The sequence below is a fragment of the Allobosea sp. NPDC055594 genome (genome assembly GCF_053618995.1).
Window position 1 is genome coordinate 19363 of sequence record NZ_JBSHIO010000005.1, and the last position, 19093, is coordinate 38455.

Annotated in this window: 19 protein-coding genes; 16 read left to right on the forward strand and 3 right to left on the reverse strand. The window is 67.1% G+C overall.

Annotated features, from left to right (window positions below; genetic code table 11):
- Positions 1-5 precede the first annotated feature (5 nt).
- Entirely contained in the window at positions 6-593 is a 588-nt protein-coding gene (locus ACWGRX_RS11675; RefSeq protein ID WP_452117679.1) for a TetR/AcrR family transcriptional regulator, read from the reverse strand.
- A gap of 220 nt (positions 594-813) precedes the next feature.
- On the opposite strand from ACWGRX_RS11675, the gene ACWGRX_RS11680 reads away from it, so the two are divergent.
- The 5 genes from ACWGRX_RS11680 (at position 814) to ACWGRX_RS11700 (ending at position 6675) form a co-directional block, all read left to right on the forward strand.
- Entirely contained in the window at positions 814-2226 is a 1413-nt protein-coding gene (locus tag ACWGRX_RS11680; RefSeq protein WP_452117680.1) for an FAD-binding oxidoreductase, read from the forward strand.
- A 33-nt stretch (positions 2227-2259) separates the two neighbouring features.
- The gene (locus tag ACWGRX_RS11685; RefSeq protein WP_452117681.1) at positions 2260-2547 is read left to right on the forward strand and encodes a YciI family protein; all 288 of its coding nucleotides are present in this window, start codon (positions 2260-2262) and stop codon (positions 2545-2547) included.
- Positions 2548-2611: 64 nt separating this feature from the next.
- Positions 2612-3430, forward strand: coding sequence for an SDR family NAD(P)-dependent oxidoreductase (locus ACWGRX_RS11690; RefSeq protein ID WP_452117682.1), 819 nt, complete (start codon positions 2612-2614; stop codon positions 3428-3430).
- A gap of 214 nt (positions 3431-3644) precedes the next feature.
- Positions 3645-4598, forward strand: coding sequence for a TAXI family TRAP transporter solute-binding subunit (locus ACWGRX_RS11695; RefSeq protein WP_452117683.1), 954 nt, complete (start codon positions 3645-3647; stop codon positions 4596-4598).
- Positions 4599-4752: 154 nt separating this feature from the next.
- Positions 4753-6675 carry a TRAP transporter permease gene (locus ACWGRX_RS11700; RefSeq protein WP_452117684.1) on the forward strand — a complete coding sequence of 641 codons (1923 nt, stop codon included), beginning with the start codon at positions 4753-4755 and terminating at the stop codon, positions 6673-6675.
- 69 nt (positions 6676-6744) lie between these two features.
- Here ACWGRX_RS11700 and ACWGRX_RS11705 read toward each other — a convergent pair whose 3' ends face one another.
- A complete protein-coding gene (locus ACWGRX_RS11705; RefSeq protein ID WP_452117685.1) occupies positions 6745-7191 on the reverse strand; it encodes a hypothetical protein in 447 nt (148 codons plus the stop codon).
- 215 nt (positions 7192-7406) lie between these two features.
- Positions 7407-8153, reverse strand: coding sequence for a superoxide dismutase (locus ACWGRX_RS11710; protein ID WP_452117686.1), 747 nt, complete (start codon positions 8151-8153; stop codon positions 7407-7409).
- A gap of 213 nt (positions 8154-8366) precedes the next feature.
- Between ACWGRX_RS11710 and ACWGRX_RS11715 the strand changes: the two genes are divergently transcribed.
- The 11 genes from ACWGRX_RS11715 to ACWGRX_RS11765 all read left to right on the forward strand — a co-directional run bounded on the left by ACWGRX_RS11715 (position 8367) and on the right by ACWGRX_RS11765 (position 18981).
- On the forward strand, positions 8367-9821 hold the full coding sequence (locus ACWGRX_RS11715; protein ID WP_452117945.1) for a methyl-accepting chemotaxis protein: 1455 nt from the start codon (positions 8367-8369) through the stop codon (positions 9819-9821).
- Positions 9822-9907: 86 nt separating this feature from the next.
- Complete coding sequence (locus tag ACWGRX_RS11720) at positions 9908-10375, forward strand: response regulator (RefSeq protein WP_291635464.1); 468 nt, start codon at positions 9908-9910, stop codon at positions 10373-10375.
- A 157-nt stretch (positions 10376-10532) separates the two neighbouring features.
- On the forward strand, positions 10533-10814 hold the full coding sequence (locus ACWGRX_RS11725) for an STAS domain-containing protein (protein ID WP_291635463.1): 282 nt from the start codon (positions 10533-10535) through the stop codon (positions 10812-10814).
- 5 nt (positions 10815-10819) lie between these two features.
- A complete protein-coding gene (locus ACWGRX_RS11730; RefSeq protein ID WP_066471565.1) occupies positions 10820-11179 on the forward strand; it encodes a response regulator in 360 nt (119 codons plus the stop codon).
- A gap of 9 nt (positions 11180-11188) precedes the next feature.
- Positions 11189-13447, forward strand: coding sequence for a chemotaxis protein CheA (locus ACWGRX_RS11735; RefSeq protein WP_452117687.1), 2259 nt, complete (start codon positions 11189-11191; stop codon positions 13445-13447).
- Positions 13448-13449: 2 nt separating this feature from the next.
- Positions 13450-13953, forward strand: a complete 504-nt coding sequence (locus ACWGRX_RS11740) for a chemotaxis protein CheW (protein WP_452117688.1) — start codon at positions 13450-13452, stop codon at positions 13951-13953.
- A gap of 88 nt (positions 13954-14041) precedes the next feature.
- Complete coding sequence (locus ACWGRX_RS11745; RefSeq protein ID WP_452117689.1) at positions 14042-16003, forward strand: methyl-accepting chemotaxis protein; 1962 nt, start codon at positions 14042-14044, stop codon at positions 16001-16003.
- A gap of 24 nt (positions 16004-16027) precedes the next feature.
- Entirely contained in the window at positions 16028-16876 is an 849-nt protein-coding gene (locus ACWGRX_RS11750; protein WP_452117690.1) for a CheR family methyltransferase, read from the forward strand.
- Positions 16873-17466 carry a chemoreceptor glutamine deamidase CheD gene (locus ACWGRX_RS11755; RefSeq protein WP_291635451.1) on the forward strand — a complete coding sequence of 198 codons (594 nt, stop codon included), beginning with the start codon at positions 16873-16875 and terminating at the stop codon, positions 17464-17466. The genes ACWGRX_RS11750 and ACWGRX_RS11755 overlap by 4 nt, the downstream gene beginning before the upstream one ends.
- Complete coding sequence (gene cheB / locus ACWGRX_RS11760; protein ID WP_452117691.1) at positions 17466-18584, forward strand: chemotaxis-specific protein-glutamate methyltransferase CheB; 1119 nt, start codon at positions 17466-17468, stop codon at positions 18582-18584. The genes ACWGRX_RS11755 and cheB overlap by 1 nt, the downstream gene beginning before the upstream one ends.
- Positions 18585-18594: 10 nt before the next feature.
- Positions 18595-18981, forward strand: a complete 387-nt coding sequence (locus ACWGRX_RS11765) for a response regulator (protein ID WP_291635447.1) — start codon at positions 18595-18597, stop codon at positions 18979-18981.
- The last annotated feature ends 112 nt before the right edge of the window (positions 18982-19093 follow it).

Below are 19093 nucleotides of genomic sequence, written 5' to 3' on the forward strand. Positions count from 1 at the left end.
TTCGCTCAGCCCCGCCCTGTCGCCAGGCCGTTCAGCGCCAGCGTGACGTGCTCGCGGACGAACTCCGCGGTCAGCGGCTGGTGCCCGACGAGCAGACGGTAATACAGCGGTGCATAGAGCATATCGAGGATGACATCGGGATCGGCCTCGCGGATCAACCCGGCCGCGATGGCCGCGTGCACGATCGCGACACCCTCCTGGCGCCGCGCCAGTACATAGCCCTCGCGGAAGGCCTGGGCGATTTCGGCATCGGACTGGCCTTCCGCGATGAGCGCGCGGACCATGTTGCCGATCGGGCCATGGAACTCCTCGGCCATGCGGTGCAGCCGGTCGAAGATGCTCGTCATGTCGAGCTGCTGCGGATAGGGCAGGGCGTTGCTCGCCTCGCGCAGGAAGGCCGACATGATCACGGCGGCGCGGTTCGGCCACCATTTGTAGATCGTTGCCTTGCTGACCTTGGCGCGCTGGGCGATCGCCTCCACCGTGGTGGCCTGCAGCCCCTCCGTCGCCAGCAGATCATAGGCCGCCGCCAGCACCGCATTCTCGGCTGCGGCACTGCGCTTGCGGCCACGCGTTCCGGCAGACTGCGTCATGCTCTCGAGGTCCTTTCCCGCTGTCGCGGCTATTTACAATACTGAACGTTTAGTTTTTAAGCAGAGATAATCAAGTGCCGCGAGGCGCGCGAGGCAGCTCCGCCGCAGCCACGTCGTGCGCTGCCGGTTGCGCGATTCACCGGCAAGGAACGTGCAGGGCTCGTTTGCGACGGGAGCTGCCCTGCGGCCCGCTGCCGGCCCGAAACGATCGAGGACGCATATGACATTCGCGGCGCAAGATGCTCCCAAGGTTCAGGCGAACGAAGCGGTCGCGCTGGTCATCGCGACCCTGGCCGATCGCTTCGGCGAGCAGGTCACGCGCAACAGTGTCATCCGGGAGCAGCACGCCAACGCCACCTCCTGGCACCCGCTCGAAGTGCCTGATGCGGTCTTCTTCGCCCGCTCGACCGAGGATGTCGTGGCGGTGGTGAAGCTCTGCGCGGCGCACAAGGTGCCGCTCATCCCCTTCGGCACCGGCACTTCGCTGGAAGCCGGCGTCAACGCGCCATTCGGCGGGATCTCGCTCGACCTCAGCCAGATGAACGCCGTCCTCGCCGTGCACGAGGAGGACATGGACTGCGTCGTCCAGGCCGGTGTGACCCGGAAGGCGCTCAATGCGCATCTGCGCGCCACCGGCCTGCATTTTCCGATCGATCCCGGCGCCGACGCCTCGCTCGGCGGCATGGCCTCGACCCGCGCCTCGGGCACCACCGCCGTCCGCTACGGCACGATGAAGGACAATATCCTTGGCCTCACCGTGGTGATGCCGGACGGCACCGTCTGCAAGACTGGCACGCGGGCGCGCAAATCTTCGGCCGGCTACGACATGACGCGACTGTTCATCGGAGCGGAAGGGACGCTCGGGGTGATCACCGAGCTGACGGTCAAGCTGCACGGCATCCCGCCGGCGGTCGTCGCGGCCGTCTGCCCCTTTCCGGATCTGGCATCCGCCTGCAATGCGGTGATTGCCAGCATTCGCTACGGGCTGCAGCCCGGCCGCATCGAACTGGCCGATGCCTTGCAGATCCGGGCCTGCAACGCTTATTCGAAGCTCGCCATGGCGGAGACGCCGACGCTGTTCGTGGAGTTCTCCGGCCTCGAGGCCGCGGTGAACGAGCAGGTCGAGATCTTCGGGCAGATCGCGGAGGAGTTCGGCTGCCAGTCCTATGACCATGCCTCGACCCAGGACGAGCGGAACGCGCTCTGGACCGCACGGCACGATGTCTACTGGGCCTGCCTGCAGCTCCGGCCCGGCTCGAAATTCATCGCCACCGATGTCTGCGTGCCGATCTCGCGGCTGGCCGATTGCATGACCGAGACACATGAGGACATCGCGCGCACCGGCCTCGTCGCGCCGATCGTCGGCCATGTCGGCGATGGCAATTTCCACGTCTCGATCATGGCGATGACCGAGGATACCGAGGAGATGGCGCGGACCAAGGCCTTCATCGACCGGCTCAACCATCGCGCCATCGCCATGGACGGAACCTGCACCGGCGAGCACGGCATCGGCGAGGGCAAGCGCAGCTTCCTGCGCGACGAGCTCGGCATCACCGTCGACTATATGCGGCGCCTCAAGGCGACGCTGGATCCCCATGCGATCATGAATCCGGGCAAGGTCTTCGAGGCCTGAGAGCCGCAATCTGGAACCTATCGAGGAGACGTCATGCTGTTTGCGATCCTGTGCTTCGACAAACCCGGAGCAACCGCGCTGCGCGCCGAATTGCGGCCGAGCCATCTCGATTATCTCGCCCCGCGCTGCGAGCAGATTCTCTTCGCCGGCCCGTTCCTGGCCGAGGATGGTGCGACCTCGACCGGCAGCCTGATCGTCATCGACTGCCCGGACCGGGAGGCGGCGGAAGCGTTCGCCGCCGGCGATCCCTATGCCCGTGGTGGCTTGTTCCAGAGCGTCGATGTGCGGGCCTGGCGCAAGGTCCTGCCCGAAGGGGCCTGAGCCAGGGCCCTTCGGCGCAATTGGGCAGAAGCGAAGCGTTCGCAGGTCAGGAAAGGAAAAGGCGATGTCCGCCAGGATTGACCAGCGTTCGATCATGTCCCGTCACCGGGAGGCCGGTGCCGCGATCATTGTCACCGGCGCGGCAGGCGGAATCGGCGGCGGAATCGTCGAGCACCTGCTGGCCGATGGCTGGCGCGTCATCGCGACCGATCTCAGCGCCTCCGCCCTGGAGCGCCTGAAAGACGGGGCGGGAGATGGCGCCCTTTCGCTCGCCGCGCTGGATGTTGCCGATTCCGCGGCTGTCGATGCGCTCGCCGGGGATCTCAAGGCGCGCGGCGTCGCGGTTGCAGGCTTGGTCAATGCCGCCGGATTGCTCCAGGATGTCACGCCCTTCATGGCGATGGACGAGGCGGCTCATCGCCGGATCTGGGATGTGAACTATTTCGGGGCGCTGGCCTGTACGCGCGCATTCGGCGCCGCGATCATGGCCGCTGGCGGCGGCGCGATCGTCAACATCACCTCGATCAATGAGAGCCGCCCATTGCCTTTGCACGCCTATGCCCCGACCAAGGTTGCGCTCGGCTCGCTGACGGCGCTGACCGCGGGTGAGTTCGGACAGGCCGGGCTTCGCGTCAACGCCGTCGCTCCCGGTTTCACGCTGACGCCGATCATGCGGCAGAAGATCGAGGCCGGCCTGCGCGACGACAGCGCCATCAAGCAGGCGACGGCGATGGGCCGGCTCGTCGAGATCGAGGAAATCGCGGCGGTCGTCGGCTTCCTGATGTCGGATGCGGCAAGTGCCGTTTCGGGCGCCTCGATCCCGGTCGATGCCGGCTGGCTCGCGACCGCCCATTGGATGAATTTCGGCTCGGCACTCGGGTAGGCCAGGCGCTCAACGCGGCGCCGGGCGAGGGCATGATCGGCCGGCCCGGGGAACTCCACCGCCGCCCCGTCGGGAAATCGGGGCTTGCCAGACGGGCTTCAGCCGATAGCTTCTGTCCCTGGGGTGCGCGGTCGCAAGGACCGGGCCGCCATCGGAAAGCGACCGCGCGCAAAGACGCGGCGCCGAGGGAAGAATGCTCGAGGGAGGAAGACCGATGTCACGCATACCGAGCTATCTGTTCTGTCTGGCTGCCGTCGCGACGCTGAGCCTGCCGGCTGCGGCTGCGGCCGCGGAAATGCGGCTGATGACCGGGCCGCAAGGCGGCGTCTGGGTGCCGCTCGGCGGCCAGCTCAAGGATCTCTGGGAAAAGGCGGTGCCAGGGCTTGCGGTTCAGGCGCTGCCGGGCGCCGGTATCGCCAATGTCCGCGCCATCGAGGAGAACAAGGCGGAGGTCGGATTCGGCAACTCGATCTCGACTGTGGACGGGCTCGCCGGCAATGCGCCATTCCCGAAGAAGCACGAAAACATCTGCAATGTCGCTTCGCTCTATCCGCAGTATTTCCAGATGCTGGTGCCGGTCGATTCCGGGATCAAGACCGTCAAGGATCTGAAGGGCAAGGCGATCACCACCCAGCCGCGTGGCAATACGGGCGAGCTCATCACCGGGCAGCTGCTGAAGGTCCACGGGATGAGCTACAGCGACGTCAAGATCTCCTTCGTCTCCTATACGGACTCGGTCGAGCAGGTGAAGGACGGCCATGCGCAGGCCTTCTCGCTCGGCACCGCCATTCCCTCGGGCGCGGTGATGGATCTGGCCTCGGCACGCGACGTCAAGCTGCTCGACCTCTCGGCCGATCTCGACGGCATGCGCAAGCTGAACCCTGGCTACACGCTGGTGACGGTGCCGAAGGGCACCTATCCGAAGCAGGGCGAGGATGTGAAGGTGATCGGCTACGCCACCCATATCGTCGCCTCCTGCAAGCTGCCGGCCGAGCAGGTCTACGCCATGACCAAGGCGATCGCCGACAATGTCCCGGCGCTGGCGGCGACCAGCAAGGCGCTGGCGGGGCTGACGCCGAAGCTGATGGCGGAGGATGTCGGCGTGCCTTTCCACCCCGGCGCGGCGAAATTCTACAAGGAAAAGGGCATCACGGTCGCGTCGAAGTGACCGGTTCCCGACGCTCCGTGCGGACGGTTTGAAAGCCCGGCGCGCCGGCGGCGCCGGTGCGCGATCCCCAGCAGCCACCGATCCGGTCGCGCCGCTTTAGCGTGCGCGACCCTCGCCGCCTGGCGGAGGGTCGGTTCCGAGCCAGGATGCGCCCGTGGACATCAGCATTCCCAGACCCGAATTCAAGTTCGAGTTCAGCCATGTCGGCATCGTGCGGCTGGTCACGGCGGTGATCGCCGTCGCCATGGCGCTCTATCATATATGGGTGATCCTGCCGCCGGCGCTCGGTGGGCAGGGGACGCCGGAAGCGATCATCTTCCGCGGCACGCATCTTCTGTTCGCGCTGGCGCTGACTTTCCTGATCTATCGCAGGACGGGCGCCGATGCGGCGCCGTCGTTGCTCGACTATTCGCTGCTCGCGCTCGCGGTCGCGCCGATCACCTATCTGTTCTGGAACTACGACTACATCGTCAACCGGATCTACTATGTCGACGACATGACGCCGGTCGACATGGCGATGGCGGTCCTTCTCGTCGTCCTGGTGCTCGAGGCGACGCGGCGGCTGATTGGCTGGGCGCTGCCGCTCACCGCTATCGCCTTCCTCTGCTACGCGCTGTTCGTCGCGCGGGTCGAGCCGATGCGGCTGCTCGACCAGCTGTTCATGACGACGGAAGGCGTCTTCGGCGCGCCGCTCGGCGTTTCCGCCGCCTATGTGATGATCTTCGTGCTGTTCGGCTCCTTCATGGAGCGCACCGGCACCGGCCAGCTCTTCATGGATTTCGCGCTCTCGCTGACCGGCCACACCGCCGGTGGGCCGGGCAAGGTCTCGGTGGTCTCGTCGAGCCTGTTCGGCACGATCTCGGGCAGCGCCGTCGCCAATGTCATGGTCGACGGGCCGATCTCGATCCCTCTGATGAAGCGGACCGGATTCAAGGCGCATTTCGCGGCGGGCGTCGAGGCGGTGGCCTCGACCGGCGGGCAGATCATGCCGCCGATCATGGGCGCAGCCGCTTTCGTCATGGCCGAGTTCCTCTCGGTCTCCTACGGCCAGGTGGTGATCTGGGCGCTGATCCCGGCGGTGCTCTACTATATCGCCTGTTTCGGGGCGGTGCATTTCGAGGCCAAGCGCCATGGCATCATGGGCGTGCCGCGCAGCCAGTTGCCGAGGCTCGGCACGACCTTGCGCGAGCGCGGCCATCTTTTCATCCCGGTGCTGACCATCCTCACCGTGCTCTATTCCGGCTATAGCGCACCGCTGGCGGCTTTGGCCGGCACGGTGCTGTGCTTCCCGGTCGCGGCTCTGCGGGCTTCGACGCGCGGCAATGTCCGGTTGCCTGTTATCATCGACGCGATGATCGACGGCGCGCGCAACGCGCTCGCCGTGGCGCTGGCCTGCGCCTGCGCCGGCATCGTCATCGGCGTCGTGGCGCTGACCGGCGCCGGCATCGTCTTCACCCAGGCGGTGATCGGCCTGTCGCAGAACTATCTGCTGCTGGCGCTGCTGCTCACGGCCGTCGCCGGCATCGTGCTCGGCATGGGCATGCCGACGACACCGGCCTACATCGTAATGACCTCGCTCCTGGTGCCGGCGCTGATCAAGCTCGGCGTGGCGATGCCGGCGGCACATATGTTCGCCTTCTATTTCGCCATCCTGTCGGCGATCACACCGCCGGTCGCGCTCGCGGTCTTCGCCGCGGCGGGGCTCGCCAAGGCCGATCTCTGGAGCAGCGGCTGGGCGGCAATGAAGATCGGTGCGGCCGGCTTCATCGTGCCGTTCATGTTCGTCTATGAGCCGGCCCTGCTGATGATCGGCGACTGGCCGACGATCATCTGGCGCTTCGTCTGTTCCGTGATCGGCATCGGACTGCTCGCCGCCGGGCTGCACGGCTACCTGCTGCGCCGCGCCGCGGCGTGGGAGCGGATCTTGCTCATCGGCATGGCCTTCTGCCTGGTCAAGCCGGACTGGATGACGGATCTGATCGGCCTCGGCGCGGCGGCGGCGATGCTGGCCTGGCAATGGCCGAGCCGGGACCGGGCTTCTGAGACCGCAGAGGCGCAGCCTGACCCGGCCAAATAGCGCCTGGCCCGGCGCGTCGCGGTGCGACACGCGCGCCGAGCCTTAAACTCGCAGCAGCCCGGGCAGGGGCTATTTGAACCCGATCACCATGCCGTCGACGCCCGAAGCGAGCTGCAGACCCTGGCGGCGAGCGTCGAGGCTGATGGTGACGCCCTTGTTGTTCTTGAGGACCAGGCGCCCCCGGCCGGCGCGGCCGACCGCCCAGCCTTCGCTCAACTGGACATAGGTTCCGGCGAAATCCTCGCGCTGCCTGAGCCCGTAGACCCGGCCCGTGGCGGTGAGCTTGGACGCGCCGATGCCGCCGACGCCGAGGCCGCCGACGCTGATCGGATAGTTCCGGCCGTGAAAGGACAAGGTGCCGCCGCCGAGCTGGCCCTGGCCGAGGAAGGCGATGGAGACCGCCTCGATGCGGACGGAGCCGCTCGGCGGGCCGAGCGTGCGCTGCTGCGCTATGGCGGCGGGCGGGAGAAGCATCAGCGCGACCGCGCCGATGCGGGCAAGGCTGTTCAGTGTCACGAGCATGCTCCCTGCTAGGCGAATGCAACCTGAACGATAGAGCCGGCCGAGGTGTTCCACCAGCCGCGATCACCTTGTCGTGGCCTCGGAATCTTCAAAATTCTTCGTTTCCTCAACCCGGTCTTTCGGCAGCACCGGGGGATCAAGGCTGGAGCCGTACGAAAAAATGCCCGGCCGTTGCGCCGGGCATCATGGCGGCGGGTCGTCGTCTGCGGTCAGATCGTCAGCTTGCCGGCCTTGGCGGCGGCATAGCGGGCATTGACCTTGTTCCAGTCGACCACATTCCACCAGTTCTTCAGATACTCGGCCCGGCGGTTCTGGTATTTCAGGTAATAGGCGTGCTCCCAGACATCGTTGCCGATCAGGACCATCTGCTTGTCCATCAGCGGCGTATCCTGGTTGGGCTTGCTGGCGAGGGCGAGCTTGCCGTCCTTGGTCACGGTGACGAAGGCCCAGCCCGAACCGAAGACACGCAGGCCGGCCGCGTCGAAATCGGTCTTGAACTTGTCGAAGCCGCCGAGGTCGCGGGTGATCGCCGCAGCGACCTCGCCGGTCGGCGCGCCGCCGGCATTGGGGCCCATGATTTCCCAGAACATGCTGTGGTTGGCATGGCCGCCGCCGGCATTGCGTACCGCGACGCGGGCGCCTTCGGGCACCTTGCCGAGATCGCCGAGCAGTTGCTGCAGCGGGGTTTGCGCAAGCACGCCATGGTCCTTCACCGCAGCATTGAGGCCCGCGACATAGGCGGCGTGGTGACGGCTGTAGTGGATGTCCATGGTGGCGGCGTCGATATTGGGTTCGAGCGCCGCTGCTTCATAGGCTCGCTTGGGCAGCGAGAAGGGCCCGGCCGGAGCGGCCGGCGCGGCGGCCTGTGCCCAGACCTTCGGGGCCAGGGCGAGGCCTGCGGCAGTGGCGCCGAAGCCGAGCAGCGAGCGGCGCGAAAGCGAAGCGAGGTGATGCATGGGACTCCTCCAGGGGCCGGTCGCCTTATGCTTGGGCTGCCGTTAGGTTATCGTGAAGAGCAAGGCTGGAATACGGCGATCGTGAGATCGGAGTTTCGGGCGGGTATGAGCATTCCATCGGCCAAAAATGGCATGATCACGGCCATTAACCGCCGATTTACTGCGTTCGTTTAGGTTCTGCCCGCCGATTGCTCATGCGGAAGCGCCGTGTCCATGCACGCCCAGGCATTGAAGACGCCTGTCCCGGCCAATGAGGAAGCGCCCGAAGCGCTGGCCGCCTCGCGCGCGGTCGTCGAGATCGCCGAGCGCTTCGGCAAGCTGAGCAGCGAGATCACCGACATTTCGGGGCGGATCGGCGACGTCAATGGACAGCTCGACCGGCAGACCGACGGGCTGCACCGCGTCGTCGACTCCGTCGATCAGGTGGCGCGCGCCAATCAGGCGATCCAGCGTTCGGCTGAGGAGGCGCAGAATGCCGCCTCCGTCGTGAAGATCGGGCTCGAGCGCGTCACCGGCGCGGTCCGGCTCGGCCTCAATGCGGCGCAGAAGGACATTGGCGAACTCTCCGACGGCGCTCAGTCGATCTCGCAGGCGCTCGCCGGTGCCGCGGACCGGGCCCACAAGCTGCGCGAGGCGAGCGAGGCGATCCAGTCGATCACCCGCGAGATTCAGCTGCTTTCGATCAATGCTGGCGTCGAGGCCGCCCGCAGCGGTGCCGCCGGACGCGGCTTCGCGGTGATCGCCGCCGCGGTCAAGCAACTCGCCGAACAGACCCGCGACGCCACGACCGCAAGCGCCCGGCAGCTCGAGGCGCTCGTCGCCACCGTCGACCAGCTGGCGAGCCAGAGCGAGGCCAATGCCCTGGCGGCACGGCGTGCCAGCGAGGAGAGCCAGGGAATTTCACGCCAGATCGGCGAGCTCGACCATTTCGGTAAGTCGGTGGTCGGACTGATCGCCGAGATCGACAGCATTTCGGCGCCGACGCGCGACAATGCGGTGGCCTTCGCCAGGGTCGGGGCGGAGCTGAAGGATCTGGTCGGCGGCGTCGAGCAGTCGAGCCACAGCCTCGAAGTCGCGGCGCGCCGGGCGAGTTCGCTCGTCTCGACAAGCGAGGCGGTCCTCGGCGCGATCGCCGCCTCCGGCGTGCGCACCCCGCAATCGGAGATGATCGCGACGGCGATCGAGGTGGCGACGACGATCGCCGGCATGTTCGAGCAGGCGCTCGCCAATGGCGAGATCGGCATGGCCGAGCTGTTCGACGAGGATTACCGGCCGGTACCGGGAACCAATCCGGTGCAGCAGATGACGCGCTTCGTCGCATTGACCGATCGTCTGCTGCCGCCGCTGCAGGAGAGGCTGCTCGCCGACAACCGGCGTGTCGTGTTCTGCGTCGCGGTCGACCGCAACGGCTTCCTGCCGACGCACAACCGCAAATATGCGCAGCCGCAAGGCCCCGATCCGGTCTGGAACAATGCCAATTGCCGCAACCGGCGCCTGTTCGACGATCGCACCGGACTGGCGGCGGCGCGCAATCAGAAGCCGTTCCTGCTGCAGACCTACAGGCGCGACATGGGCGGCGGCAATTTCCTGGTGATGGAAGATCTGTCGGCGCCGATCTTCGTCAGGGGCAGGCATTGGGGCGCTTTCCGCTTCGGGCTCAGCGTCTGAGCGGCGGATGGTGCGGCAAGCGGTTCTTGGAGTAGCGGGCCTGCGCGCCCGGATGTGGTGTTGAGTATCGGGTCGCAATCGCCGTCATGCATATCGCTCCCGCCTTTCCCAATCTCTCGGTGCTGCTGATCGACGCCAGCCCGCACTATCGGCGCATCATCCGCACGATGCTCTATCAGGCGCAGCTGCAGCGGATCTTCGAGGCGGCGGATCTCGCCGCCGCCGCGACCATGTTCATCCAGAAGCAGCCCAACATCGTCATCCTCGACTGGGATCTGCCGGACGGGGACAGCATGAAATGCCTGGCCTCGATCCGCTCCTTCAAGACCTCGCCCTTCGCCAAGGCGCCGGTGCTGGTGATGATGGAGCGGCCCGACCGACGCGCGGTCGTCCAGGCCGCCAAGCTCGGGGCGCATGAGATCATCGTCAAGCCGATCTCTCCGAACAATCTCTGGCTGCATCTGTCGGGGATCATCAACATCCCGCGCAAATACAAGGAGCAGAGCGGCGCCATCACCCTGGTGCCGCGGGCGATCAGCAATAGCCTGTTCTGAGGCCTCCATCGAATTCCGGGCATCGGCGGATCGGGAGCGTGGGCGCAGCGCCGCACGCCCCGAAACGGTCACAATCCTTCCTCGTCCGGCGAGCGCTTAGCGAAATTTTTACCAATTCCGTGACAGCGTTCGACAATTCGTCACAGGTCGAGCTGCCGTGGTCATTACCGTCTCCCTGCCGCCCCTTCTCGGCCGTTCCGAAGCTGCCGCCTTCCGCAATCAGCTCCTCGTCGCGCTCGAGCAGCGCGAAAGCGTCTGCGTCGAATGCGCAGGGGCCGGAGCGTTTCCCAGCCTCTGGATCCAGTTGCTGCACGCTGCTGCGGCCAGTGCGAAAGCGCACGATCTCAGCGTCACCCTCAAGGCGATGTCCGAGGAGTGCCGTCAGTCCTTTCAGGCGATCGGCTTCGATTTCGCCCAAAGCGCCCTCGTCCTGGAGTGAATGCGATGCGCATCCTGGCAATCGACGACACCAAGACCCTGCTCAGCCTGCTCAGTATGACGCTGCGTAATGCCGGGCATGAGGTGGCGGAGGCGGAAAATGGCGAGGAGGGCCTCGCGCGCTTCGACCAGTTCAAGCCCGACCTCGTCATCACCGACCTCAATATGCCGGTGATGGACGGCATCGAGTTCACGCGCGCCTGCCGCGCGCGGCCGGCCGGACAGAACACGCCGATCATCGTGCTGACCACCGAGAACGGCGCCGAGATCAAGGCGGAAGGCCGCCGTGCTGGTGCCAGCGCCTGGATGGTCAAGCCGTTCGAGCCCAACACCCTGCTCGGCCTCGTCGCGCGCTACCAGAACTGAGGCGGCTTGATGGATCCTCTGGCGGAACTCAAACAGACTTTCTTCCAGGAATGCGAAGAGCTGCTCGGCGCCCTCGAGCAGAAGCTGCAGGCGCTCGACGAGGGCTCGCGCGATCCCGAGGACGTCAATGCCGCGTTCCGCGCCATCCACTCGATCAAGGGTGGGGCCGGGGCCTTCGGCTGCACCGAGCTCGTCTCGTTCGCCCATGTCTTCGAGGCTTCGCTCGACCATCTGCGTTCGGGCCGGGTAGCTCTGGACGATGCCCCCTTCAGCCTGTTCCTGCGCTGTTCGGATGCGGTTTCCGATCTCGTCGCCGCGGCGCGTAACGACGAGCCGGCGCAGGCCCGTCCGGATCTGCTGGCGGCGCTGGAAAAGGTCGGACAGGCCAAGCCGGACGCTCCGGCGGCTGTCAGCGACGAGCCCCCCGGCATCGCTGCGCTCGGCAATCTGCTCGCCATGGTCGAGGCCAAGAGCGCAGCGCCGGCCGCATCGGCGCCCGCCGCCGATGATGGCTGGGACGACGAACCCGTCGCCGCCGTCGCCGCGCCCCGGCCCGGCCGCGAGGTCTGCGTCCGGATCAATCCGGACAGCGACCTGTTCCGCCGGGTGATCGAGCCGCGCGTCGTGATCGGCAGCCTGCCGGACGAGGAGATCGTCTCGGTGGCCTGCGACATGAGCCAGGTTCCGGCGCTGGAAGCGCTCGACGTCACCGATTGCCATATGCGTTTCAGCGTGCTGCTGCGCACCGAGTTGCCGGTCGAGGAAATCGTCGCCAAATTCGACTTCACCCTCGCCAATGAGGAGTTCGAGGTCGAGGTCATGCCGGCCGCGGCCAATGATGACGGGCTCGACGAGATCGCGCCGCCTTCCGAGGTGCCGCAGAACGTCGCCGCGGATCTCTCGGCGATCCTCGCCCGTCTCGGCCCGCCTGCCGCGCCGCTCCCGGCTGCGCCAGAGGCGCCGTCGGCGGCTTCGTTCTCGCCCGCTACCGTCGCCCCGCCGCCGGTCGCCGCGCCACGCCCCGCCGCCAAGCCAGCGGCGAACGACGCCGCGGCGGCACGCCAGCGCCAGGCGGTCAGCGTGCGCGTCGATCTCGACCGCATCGATCGGCTGATGAACCTGGTCGGCGAGATCGTGATCACGCAGTCGATGCTGGTCGAATGCGTCCGTTCTTTGCCCTATGACGTCTACGCCAAGACTGCCGAGGGCATCCTGACCCTGTCGCGCCAGACGCGCGAACTGCAGGACCATGTCATGGCGGTCCGCGCCCAGCCGGTGAAGGCCGTATTCCAGCGCATGCCGCGCCTGGTGCGCGAGCTCGCCCAGACGCTCGGCAAGGAAGTGAAGCTCGTCCTCGAGGGCGAGAATACCGAGGTCGACAAGACGATCATCGAGGAACTCGCCGACCCGTTGACCCATATGATCCGGAACTCCATGGATCACGGGCTCGAAACGCCGGAGGAGCGCATCGCCGCCGGCAAGAACCCCGAGGGCACGATCAGGCTGATCGCCGAGCATCGCGCCGGCCGGATCGTCATCTCGGTCACCGATGACGGGCGCGGCATCGGTCGTGACAGGCTGTTGGCCAAGGCCAGGTCTCGCGGCCTCGTCGGCGCCGACGAGAGGCTCGCGCCGGAGGAGATCGACCAGCTGATCTTCGCTGCCGGGCTGTCGACCGCCGATGCGGTCAGTGATATCTCCGGCCGCGGCGTCGGTATGGACGTGGTGCGGCGCAATGTCGAATCCCTCGGCGGCCGCATCAGCGTCGATTCCGAGCCGGGCCGCGGCTGCAAGTTCACGCTCGCTCTGCCGCTGACGCTTGCCGTGCTCGAAGGCATGGTGATCCGCTGCGGCGACGATCGCTATGTCATCCCGATCGCCAGCGTGATCGAGACGCAGCATCTCGCCAATACGCCGATCGAAAGGCTGACCTTCGGCCAGGAAGTGCTGCGCTGGCGCGGCGAGGTGACGCCGCTCTACCGGCTCGGCGCCGTGATGGGCTCGTCCGGCACGCGCGACGAGAACATCATCATCATCGCCGAGACGGAGCGCGGCGGAAATGTCGGCATCGCGGTCGACGAGATCGTCGGCCAGCAGCAGGTCGTCGTGAAGAGCCTCGAAGCCAATTACGGCACGGTCAACGGCGCTTCGGCGGCGACGATCCTCGGCGATGGCCTGGTCGCCCTCATCCTCGACGTCGACTCGATGCTGCGCCTGGCGGCGGCCGGCGGTCGCCCAACTGCTCCCGAACTCAAATTGGCTGGATGACCATGACCCTGCAACTCGGCGAAAAGCACTTCACCTCGGCCCAGCCCGAATCGGCCGCACGCCGGATCGTCACCTTCCGCGTCGGTGACCGCACCTTCGGCATCGATGTCGGCATGGTCCGCGAGATCAAGGGCTGGCAGGCCACGACGCCGCTGCCGCATGCCGCTCCGCATGTGCGCGGCGTGCTCAATCTGCGCGGCGTGATCCTCGCCGTCTACGATCTGCGCACCGCGATCGGACTTGGCGTCACCGATGCGACCGCGACCCATGTCATCGTCGTCGTCGATGTCGAGGACAAGACTGCCGGCCTGCTTGTCGATTCGGTCTCCGACATCGTCGATGTGCCGGTCAGCGCGGTGCGTCCGGCGCCGGATCTGGAGCGCGACGAGCACGGCCTGATCGAGGGACTCGTGCTGCTCGACACCGATATCGTGGCGCTGCTCGACCTCGCGGCGGTGATCAAGGACGGCGGCGACGCCCAGGCTCGGCACGCACGCGCCAACTGAATCGTCGAGCGATCGCCCAAGGACGCCCGCCACCGCGCCAGAGGAACCTGTCCGGCCTGCGACCGCCCCGAAGAAACCAACAGAGCCGATGAGCATGATGCCGGCGGGCCTTTCGAAACTGACCTTCAAACTGCCGGTGCTCTTTGCCGGCGGGGCTCTGCTCGCCGCCACCGGGGTCACGATCGCGGTCCAGCAGGCGACTGCGGCGAAGCTTGCAACGCTCGGCCTCGCCGGTCCGCAGGCCGAAACCGTAACCTCCGCCATGCTCGGCCCGGCGCTGGTCTTCGGCACTGCCGGGATCGCCGTCGCCGCCGGGCTCGGCTGGCTCGTCGCGCGCTCGCTCGCGCGGCCGCTGGCGGCGATGCGCGAGGGCACCGAGCAGCTGGCGCAGGGCAAGGAAGCCGATCTGCCGGAACTCGCGCGTCAGGACGAGGTCGGCGATCTCGCCCGCAGCCTGCAGCAGCTTCAGGACAGCAGCGTCGAAGCCAGCCGGATTCGCGCAGCGCTCGACGGGTGCCGTACCAACATCATGGTCTGCGACGCGCAGGGTCGTGTCGTCTTCGCCAACCGGTCGCTGCTGAAGTTCTTCGCCGAGGCGCAGGACGATTTCCGCATCGCCTTTCCCGGCATTTCCGCCAAGGACATGCTCGGCAAGGTGATGGACGTCTTCCACCATCAGTCGTCCGGCGGGTTCGTGGCCGGCGGCATGCGCTCGCTGCGCTTCGCGCTCGGGCGGCGCACGGTCGCGCTCACCCTGAGCCAGATGGTGCAGGCGGACGGCCGGCTGCTCGGCGCGACCATGGAGTGGCGCGAGCTGACGGACGAGGTCGCGGCAGCCAACGAAGTCGCCGATGTCGTCTCCGCAGCGGCTGAAGGCGACTTCTCGCGGCGCATTCCGCTTGCCGGCAAGTCCGATGCGCTCGCCCGCATCGCCGAGGGCATCAACCAGATCAACGATATCGTCGACAGCGGCGTCGGCGAATTCGCCGAGGTCCTGGCCGGCCTGGCGGAAGGGGATCTGACCCAGCGCGTCGTCGGCGACTATCAGGGCCGGCTCGCCGAACTGAAGCGCGGGCTGAACGAGACGATGGCGCGGCTGGCGCAGACCGTCTCGGGCATCCAGGCGACCTCCGGTCATGTCGCGACCACCGCCGCCGAGATCCGCAGCGGGGCTGCCGACCTCGCGCAGCGTACCGAGGACAGCGCTGCCAGCCTCGAGCAGACCGCGGCGACGACCGAGCAGCTCGCCGCCTCGGTCAAGCAGAGCGCGTCGCGCTCGCGCATGGCGACGGAGCGCGCCGGCGAGGCGATGGGCGTGGCCGAGGCAGGGCAGAAGGTCGTCGCGGACGCGATCCGCGCGATCGAGCGGATCGAGCAGTCCTCGGCGCGGATCTCCGATATCGTCTCGGTCATCGACGGCATCGCCTTCCAGACCAATCTTCTGGCATTGAACGCGGCGGTCGAGGCGGCTCGCGCCGGGGAGGCCGGCAAGGGCTTCGCGGTGGTCGCCTCGGAAGTCCGTACCCTGGCGCAGCGTTCGAGCCAGGCGGCAAAGGATATCAAGGGGCTGATCGCCGCTTCCAACGAGCAGGTCGCCGACGGGGTTCGTTTCGTGCGCCATACCGGCGATGCGCTGAACCAGATCGTCACCGCGGCGGGGCAGGTGACGAGCACGGTCGCCGAGATCTCCGAGGCCACGGCCGAGCAGGCCGGCGGCATCGCGGAAATGAGCCAGGCCGTGGCGCATATGGACGAGGCGACGCAGCAGAATGCCGCGCTGGCCGAGCAGAGCGCCGGATCGGCGAACAGCCTCGCCAGCCAGATCGAGGCACTGCGGAACCTCGTCGCCTTCTTCCATACCGAACAGGCCTCGAGCCGAGGCCTGCCGATGCCGGCCGTCCCCCATGTGCCTGCGCCGCGCCAGAACTCGGCCTCGCAGCGTCCGGCGCCGGCGACGCCTTCCCGCGGCAGCGACAACCGTTTCCGGCCCGAGCCGCCGCGCCGCAAGGTCGCAGCCGGCGGGCGGCGCGACGAATGGGCGGAGTTTTAAGCGTTGCGGGTGCAGAGTCAGACCATGCTAGCTCCCAGCCCCCCGGCCGAAGCCACCCTGACGCGCGACGATATGGGTTTCGTCGCCAGACTGGTCTACGAGCATGCCGGCATCGTCATCCGCGAGCACAAGGAGGCGATGACGCGCGGCCGGCTGGCCCGCCGCGTCAAGGCGCTCGGGATGAGCTCCGTCGCCGAGTACTGCGCCTTCCTGAAGACGCCGGCGGCGATCGACGAGATCCCCGAGCTGATCAACGCCGTCACCACCAACCACACCGCCTTCTTTCGCGAGCGGCATCATTTCGACCATCTGCGCGCTGAGGTCCTGCCACGCCTGATCCAGGAGCGCGCCGCCCGGCGGGGACGTATCCGGATCTGGTCCTCGGCCTGTTCCTCGGGCGAGGAGGCCTACAGCATCGCCGCCGTTTCGCGCGATGCGATCGGCCATCGCGGCGATCTCGATTTCAGGATCCTGGCGACCGATATCGACACCGACATCCTCGACCGCGCCGCCGCCGGGGTCTATCCGCTCGAACAGTTCGAGCGCCTTCCCGGCGATCTGCGTCCGCTGCTGCGGAACGAGGCCAATCCCATGCGCGGAGAGGCCCGGATCAGCGATGATCTCAAACGGCTTATCGCCTTCAAGCGGCTCAACCTGATCGAGCCCTGGCCGATGCGGGGCGCCTTCGACGTCGTCTTCTGCCGCAACGTCTTCATCTATTTCGACACGCCGACCAAGGCGGCGATCCTCGATCGCTTCGTCGGGCTCATCCAGCCCGGCGGCTTCCTCTATCTCGGCCATTCGGAATCCCTGCCGCAGCCCCACCCCGGGCTCCGGCTCATCGGCCGGACGATCTACGAGCGCATCCCATGACCCTGGCCCGATCCTCGCGGCGCTATTTTGATCCGCGCTTCGATGCGACCATCATCACGGTCGCGCCGGGCGAGCATGAGATCACCTCGGCGAAGGACGAGATCGTGGCGACGGTGCTCGGATCCTGCATCTCCGTCTGCATGCGCGATCCCCAGGCCGGGGTCGGCGGGCTCAACCATTTCCTGCTGCCCAAGAACAATGGCGGTTCAGACACCCATGCCGGCGAGCGCTATGGCGACACCGCCATGGAGGTGCTGATCAACGGGCTGATGAAGCGCGGCGCAAGGCGCAACCAGCTCGAGGCCAAGGTTTTCGGCGGTGCCCGCGTGCTCTCCGGCGCCACCATGCTGGCGATCGGCGAAGGCAATATCACCTTCGTCAACGAGTTCCTCGCCCGCGAGGGCATCCCGGTCGTCTCCAAGGACGTCGGCGGCACGCGCTCGCGCCGCATCCATTACCAGCCTTCCACCGGACGCGCCTGGGTCCAGCACGTGCAGCAGGCCGCGCGCGATCCCGAACGGGAGCAGGAGCTCGCTTACCTCAACCGTCTCAAGACCCAGCCGGTGGCGGGCGAAGTGGAGATCTGGTGATGGGCATGCAATCCGCTTCGGCCGGCCCGGTAAAGGTCCTGGTCGTCGACGATTCCGTGCTGATGCAGAAGCTGATGACGCAGATCGTCAACGCGACGCCCGGATTCCAGGTGATCGGCGTCGCCGGCAGTGCAGAGGAAGGCTGGGACGCGATCCAGGAATTGCGGCCCGACATCCTGACGCTCGATCTCGAACTGCCCGGCCGGCACGGGCTGAAGCTGCTCGCCCGCGTGCTGAAGCAGGATCCGCTGCCGGTGCTGATCGTCTCGGCCTTTGGCGGCCCGGGCGCCGACAACACCATCCAGGCGCTGGAGCTGGGAGCGATCGACTTCATCGAGAAGCCGGACGGCACCACCCATACGCTCGAAGGCTTCATGAAGCATGTCGGCACGGCGCTGCAGCGGGCTTCGGCCAGCCGCCGCCTGCTCTTGGCGGCGCGTGCCACGACGCAGGGCGCGGTCGGCGCCGGAACTCCGATCCCGAACCGCCCGGCCATGGCCCGCGAGATCAGCCGCACGGCCGGTAGGGCGCCGCTGATCGCGATCGGAGCCTCTACCGGCGGCGTCCCGGCCGTCCAGGTGGTGATGCGCGATCTCGCCTTCACGCGGCTGCCGATCGTCGTCGTCCAGCACATGCCGGCCGGCTATACCGCGAAGTTCGCGGCCAGGCTCGCGGCGGCTACGGGCCTCGATGTCCGCGAGGCCGCCGATGGCGACCGGCTGAGGCCGGGCATGGCGGTGGTCGCCCCCGGCGGCCATCGCCATCTCGAGATCGAGGAGCGCCGTGGCGAGCTCGTCTGCGTGCTCAGGGAAGGCCCCCTGGTCAGCGGACATTGTCCTTCGGTCGACGTGATGTTCCATTCGATGGCGCGGGCCGCCGGCGCCCAGGCCGTCGGCGTGCTGCTCACCGGAATGGGACGCGATGGCGCTGACGGTTTGTTAGCCATGCGCAAAGCCGGGGCCGAAACATTAATCCAAAGCGGCGAGACCTGTGTGGTAAACGGGATGCCGAAAGCCGCGTTCGAGATCGGCGCCGCTGACCGGGCCGTCGCGCTCGACCAGATCGGTGGCGTCGTCGCGGGGCTGATCGGCGACAGGCCGCATCAGCGCACCGCCTGAGGAGAGTGTTATGACAAAGGCGAGAAGCGATTATCGCATCCTCGTGGTGGACGACCAGAAGAGCATGCGCGGCCTCGCGACCTATTTTCTGAAGCAGATCGAGTTCCAGGATATCGACGAGGCCGAGAACGCCCGCGAGGCGCTGATGAAGATGCAGGTCAAGCGCTATGATCTGCTGCTGCTCGACTGGAACATGGACGGGATGAGCGGCATCGACCTGCTGCGTGCCATCCGCTCGGTGCCCGAGCTCAACCAGATCAAGATCATCATGGCGACCTCCGAGCGCTCGGTCGACAAGATGGACGAGGCGACGACTAATGGCGCCGACCATTACGTCGTGAAGCCCTACGAGCTGCGCGACCTCGAAGTCCGGGTGAAGAAGGTCCTGGCCTGCTGAGGCCCGGACCGGATCTTGTTTTTTCCGCGAAGCCCCGGCCGCAAGGCCGGGGCTTCGCCGTCCCTGGCGAGCGGCCGAGGCGGTACCAAAAAACCTGCTCCCGCCGAGGCTG

Excerpts from the sequence above, each read along its gene's own strand:
- ACWGRX_RS11745 (WP_452117689.1), top strand. The coding sequence starts at position 14,042 with ATGAGCATGATGCCGGCGGGCCTTTCGAAACTGACCTTCAAACTGCCG.
- ACWGRX_RS11675 (WP_452117679.1), bottom strand. The coding sequence starts at position 593 with ATGACGCAGTCTGCCGGAACGCGTGGCCGCAAGCGCAGTGCCGCAGCC.
- ACWGRX_RS11685 (WP_452117681.1), top strand. The coding sequence starts at position 2,260 with ATGCTGTTTGCGATCCTGTGCTTCGACAAACCCGGAGCAACCGCGCTG.
- ACWGRX_RS11755 (WP_291635451.1), top strand. The coding sequence starts at position 16,873 with ATGACCCTGGCCCGATCCTCGCGGCGCTATTTTGATCCGCGCTTCGAT.
- ACWGRX_RS11680 (WP_452117680.1), top strand. The coding sequence starts at position 814 with ATGACATTCGCGGCGCAAGATGCTCCCAAGGTTCAGGCGAACGAAGCG.
- ACWGRX_RS11740 (WP_452117688.1), top strand. The coding sequence starts at position 13,450 with ATGACCCTGCAACTCGGCGAAAAGCACTTCACCTCGGCCCAGCCCGAA.
- ACWGRX_RS11695 (WP_452117683.1), top strand. The coding sequence starts at position 3,645 with ATGTCACGCATACCGAGCTATCTGTTCTGTCTGGCTGCCGTCGCGACG.
- ACWGRX_RS11715 (WP_452117945.1), top strand. The coding sequence starts at position 8,367 with ATGCACGCCCAGGCATTGAAGACGCCTGTCCCGGCCAATGAGGAAGCG.
- ACWGRX_RS11765 (WP_291635447.1), top strand. The coding sequence starts at position 18,595 with ATGACAAAGGCGAGAAGCGATTATCGCATCCTCGTGGTGGACGACCAG.
- ACWGRX_RS11730 (WP_066471565.1), top strand. The coding sequence starts at position 10,820 with ATGCGCATCCTGGCAATCGACGACACCAAGACCCTGCTCAGCCTGCTC.
- ACWGRX_RS11710 (WP_452117686.1), bottom strand. The coding sequence starts at position 8,153 with ATGCATCACCTCGCTTCGCTTTCGCGCCGCTCGCTGCTCGGCTTCGGC.
- ACWGRX_RS11750 (WP_452117690.1), top strand. The coding sequence starts at position 16,028 with ATGCTAGCTCCCAGCCCCCCGGCCGAAGCCACCCTGACGCGCGACGAT.
- ACWGRX_RS11735 (WP_452117687.1), top strand. The coding sequence starts at position 11,189 with ATGGATCCTCTGGCGGAACTCAAACAGACTTTCTTCCAGGAATGCGAA.
- ACWGRX_RS11720 (WP_291635464.1), top strand. The coding sequence starts at position 9,908 with ATGCATATCGCTCCCGCCTTTCCCAATCTCTCGGTGCTGCTGATCGAC.
- cheB (WP_452117691.1), top strand. The coding sequence starts at position 17,466 with ATGGGCATGCAATCCGCTTCGGCCGGCCCGGTAAAGGTCCTGGTCGTC.
- ACWGRX_RS11690 (WP_452117682.1), top strand. The coding sequence starts at position 2,612 with ATGTCCGCCAGGATTGACCAGCGTTCGATCATGTCCCGTCACCGGGAG.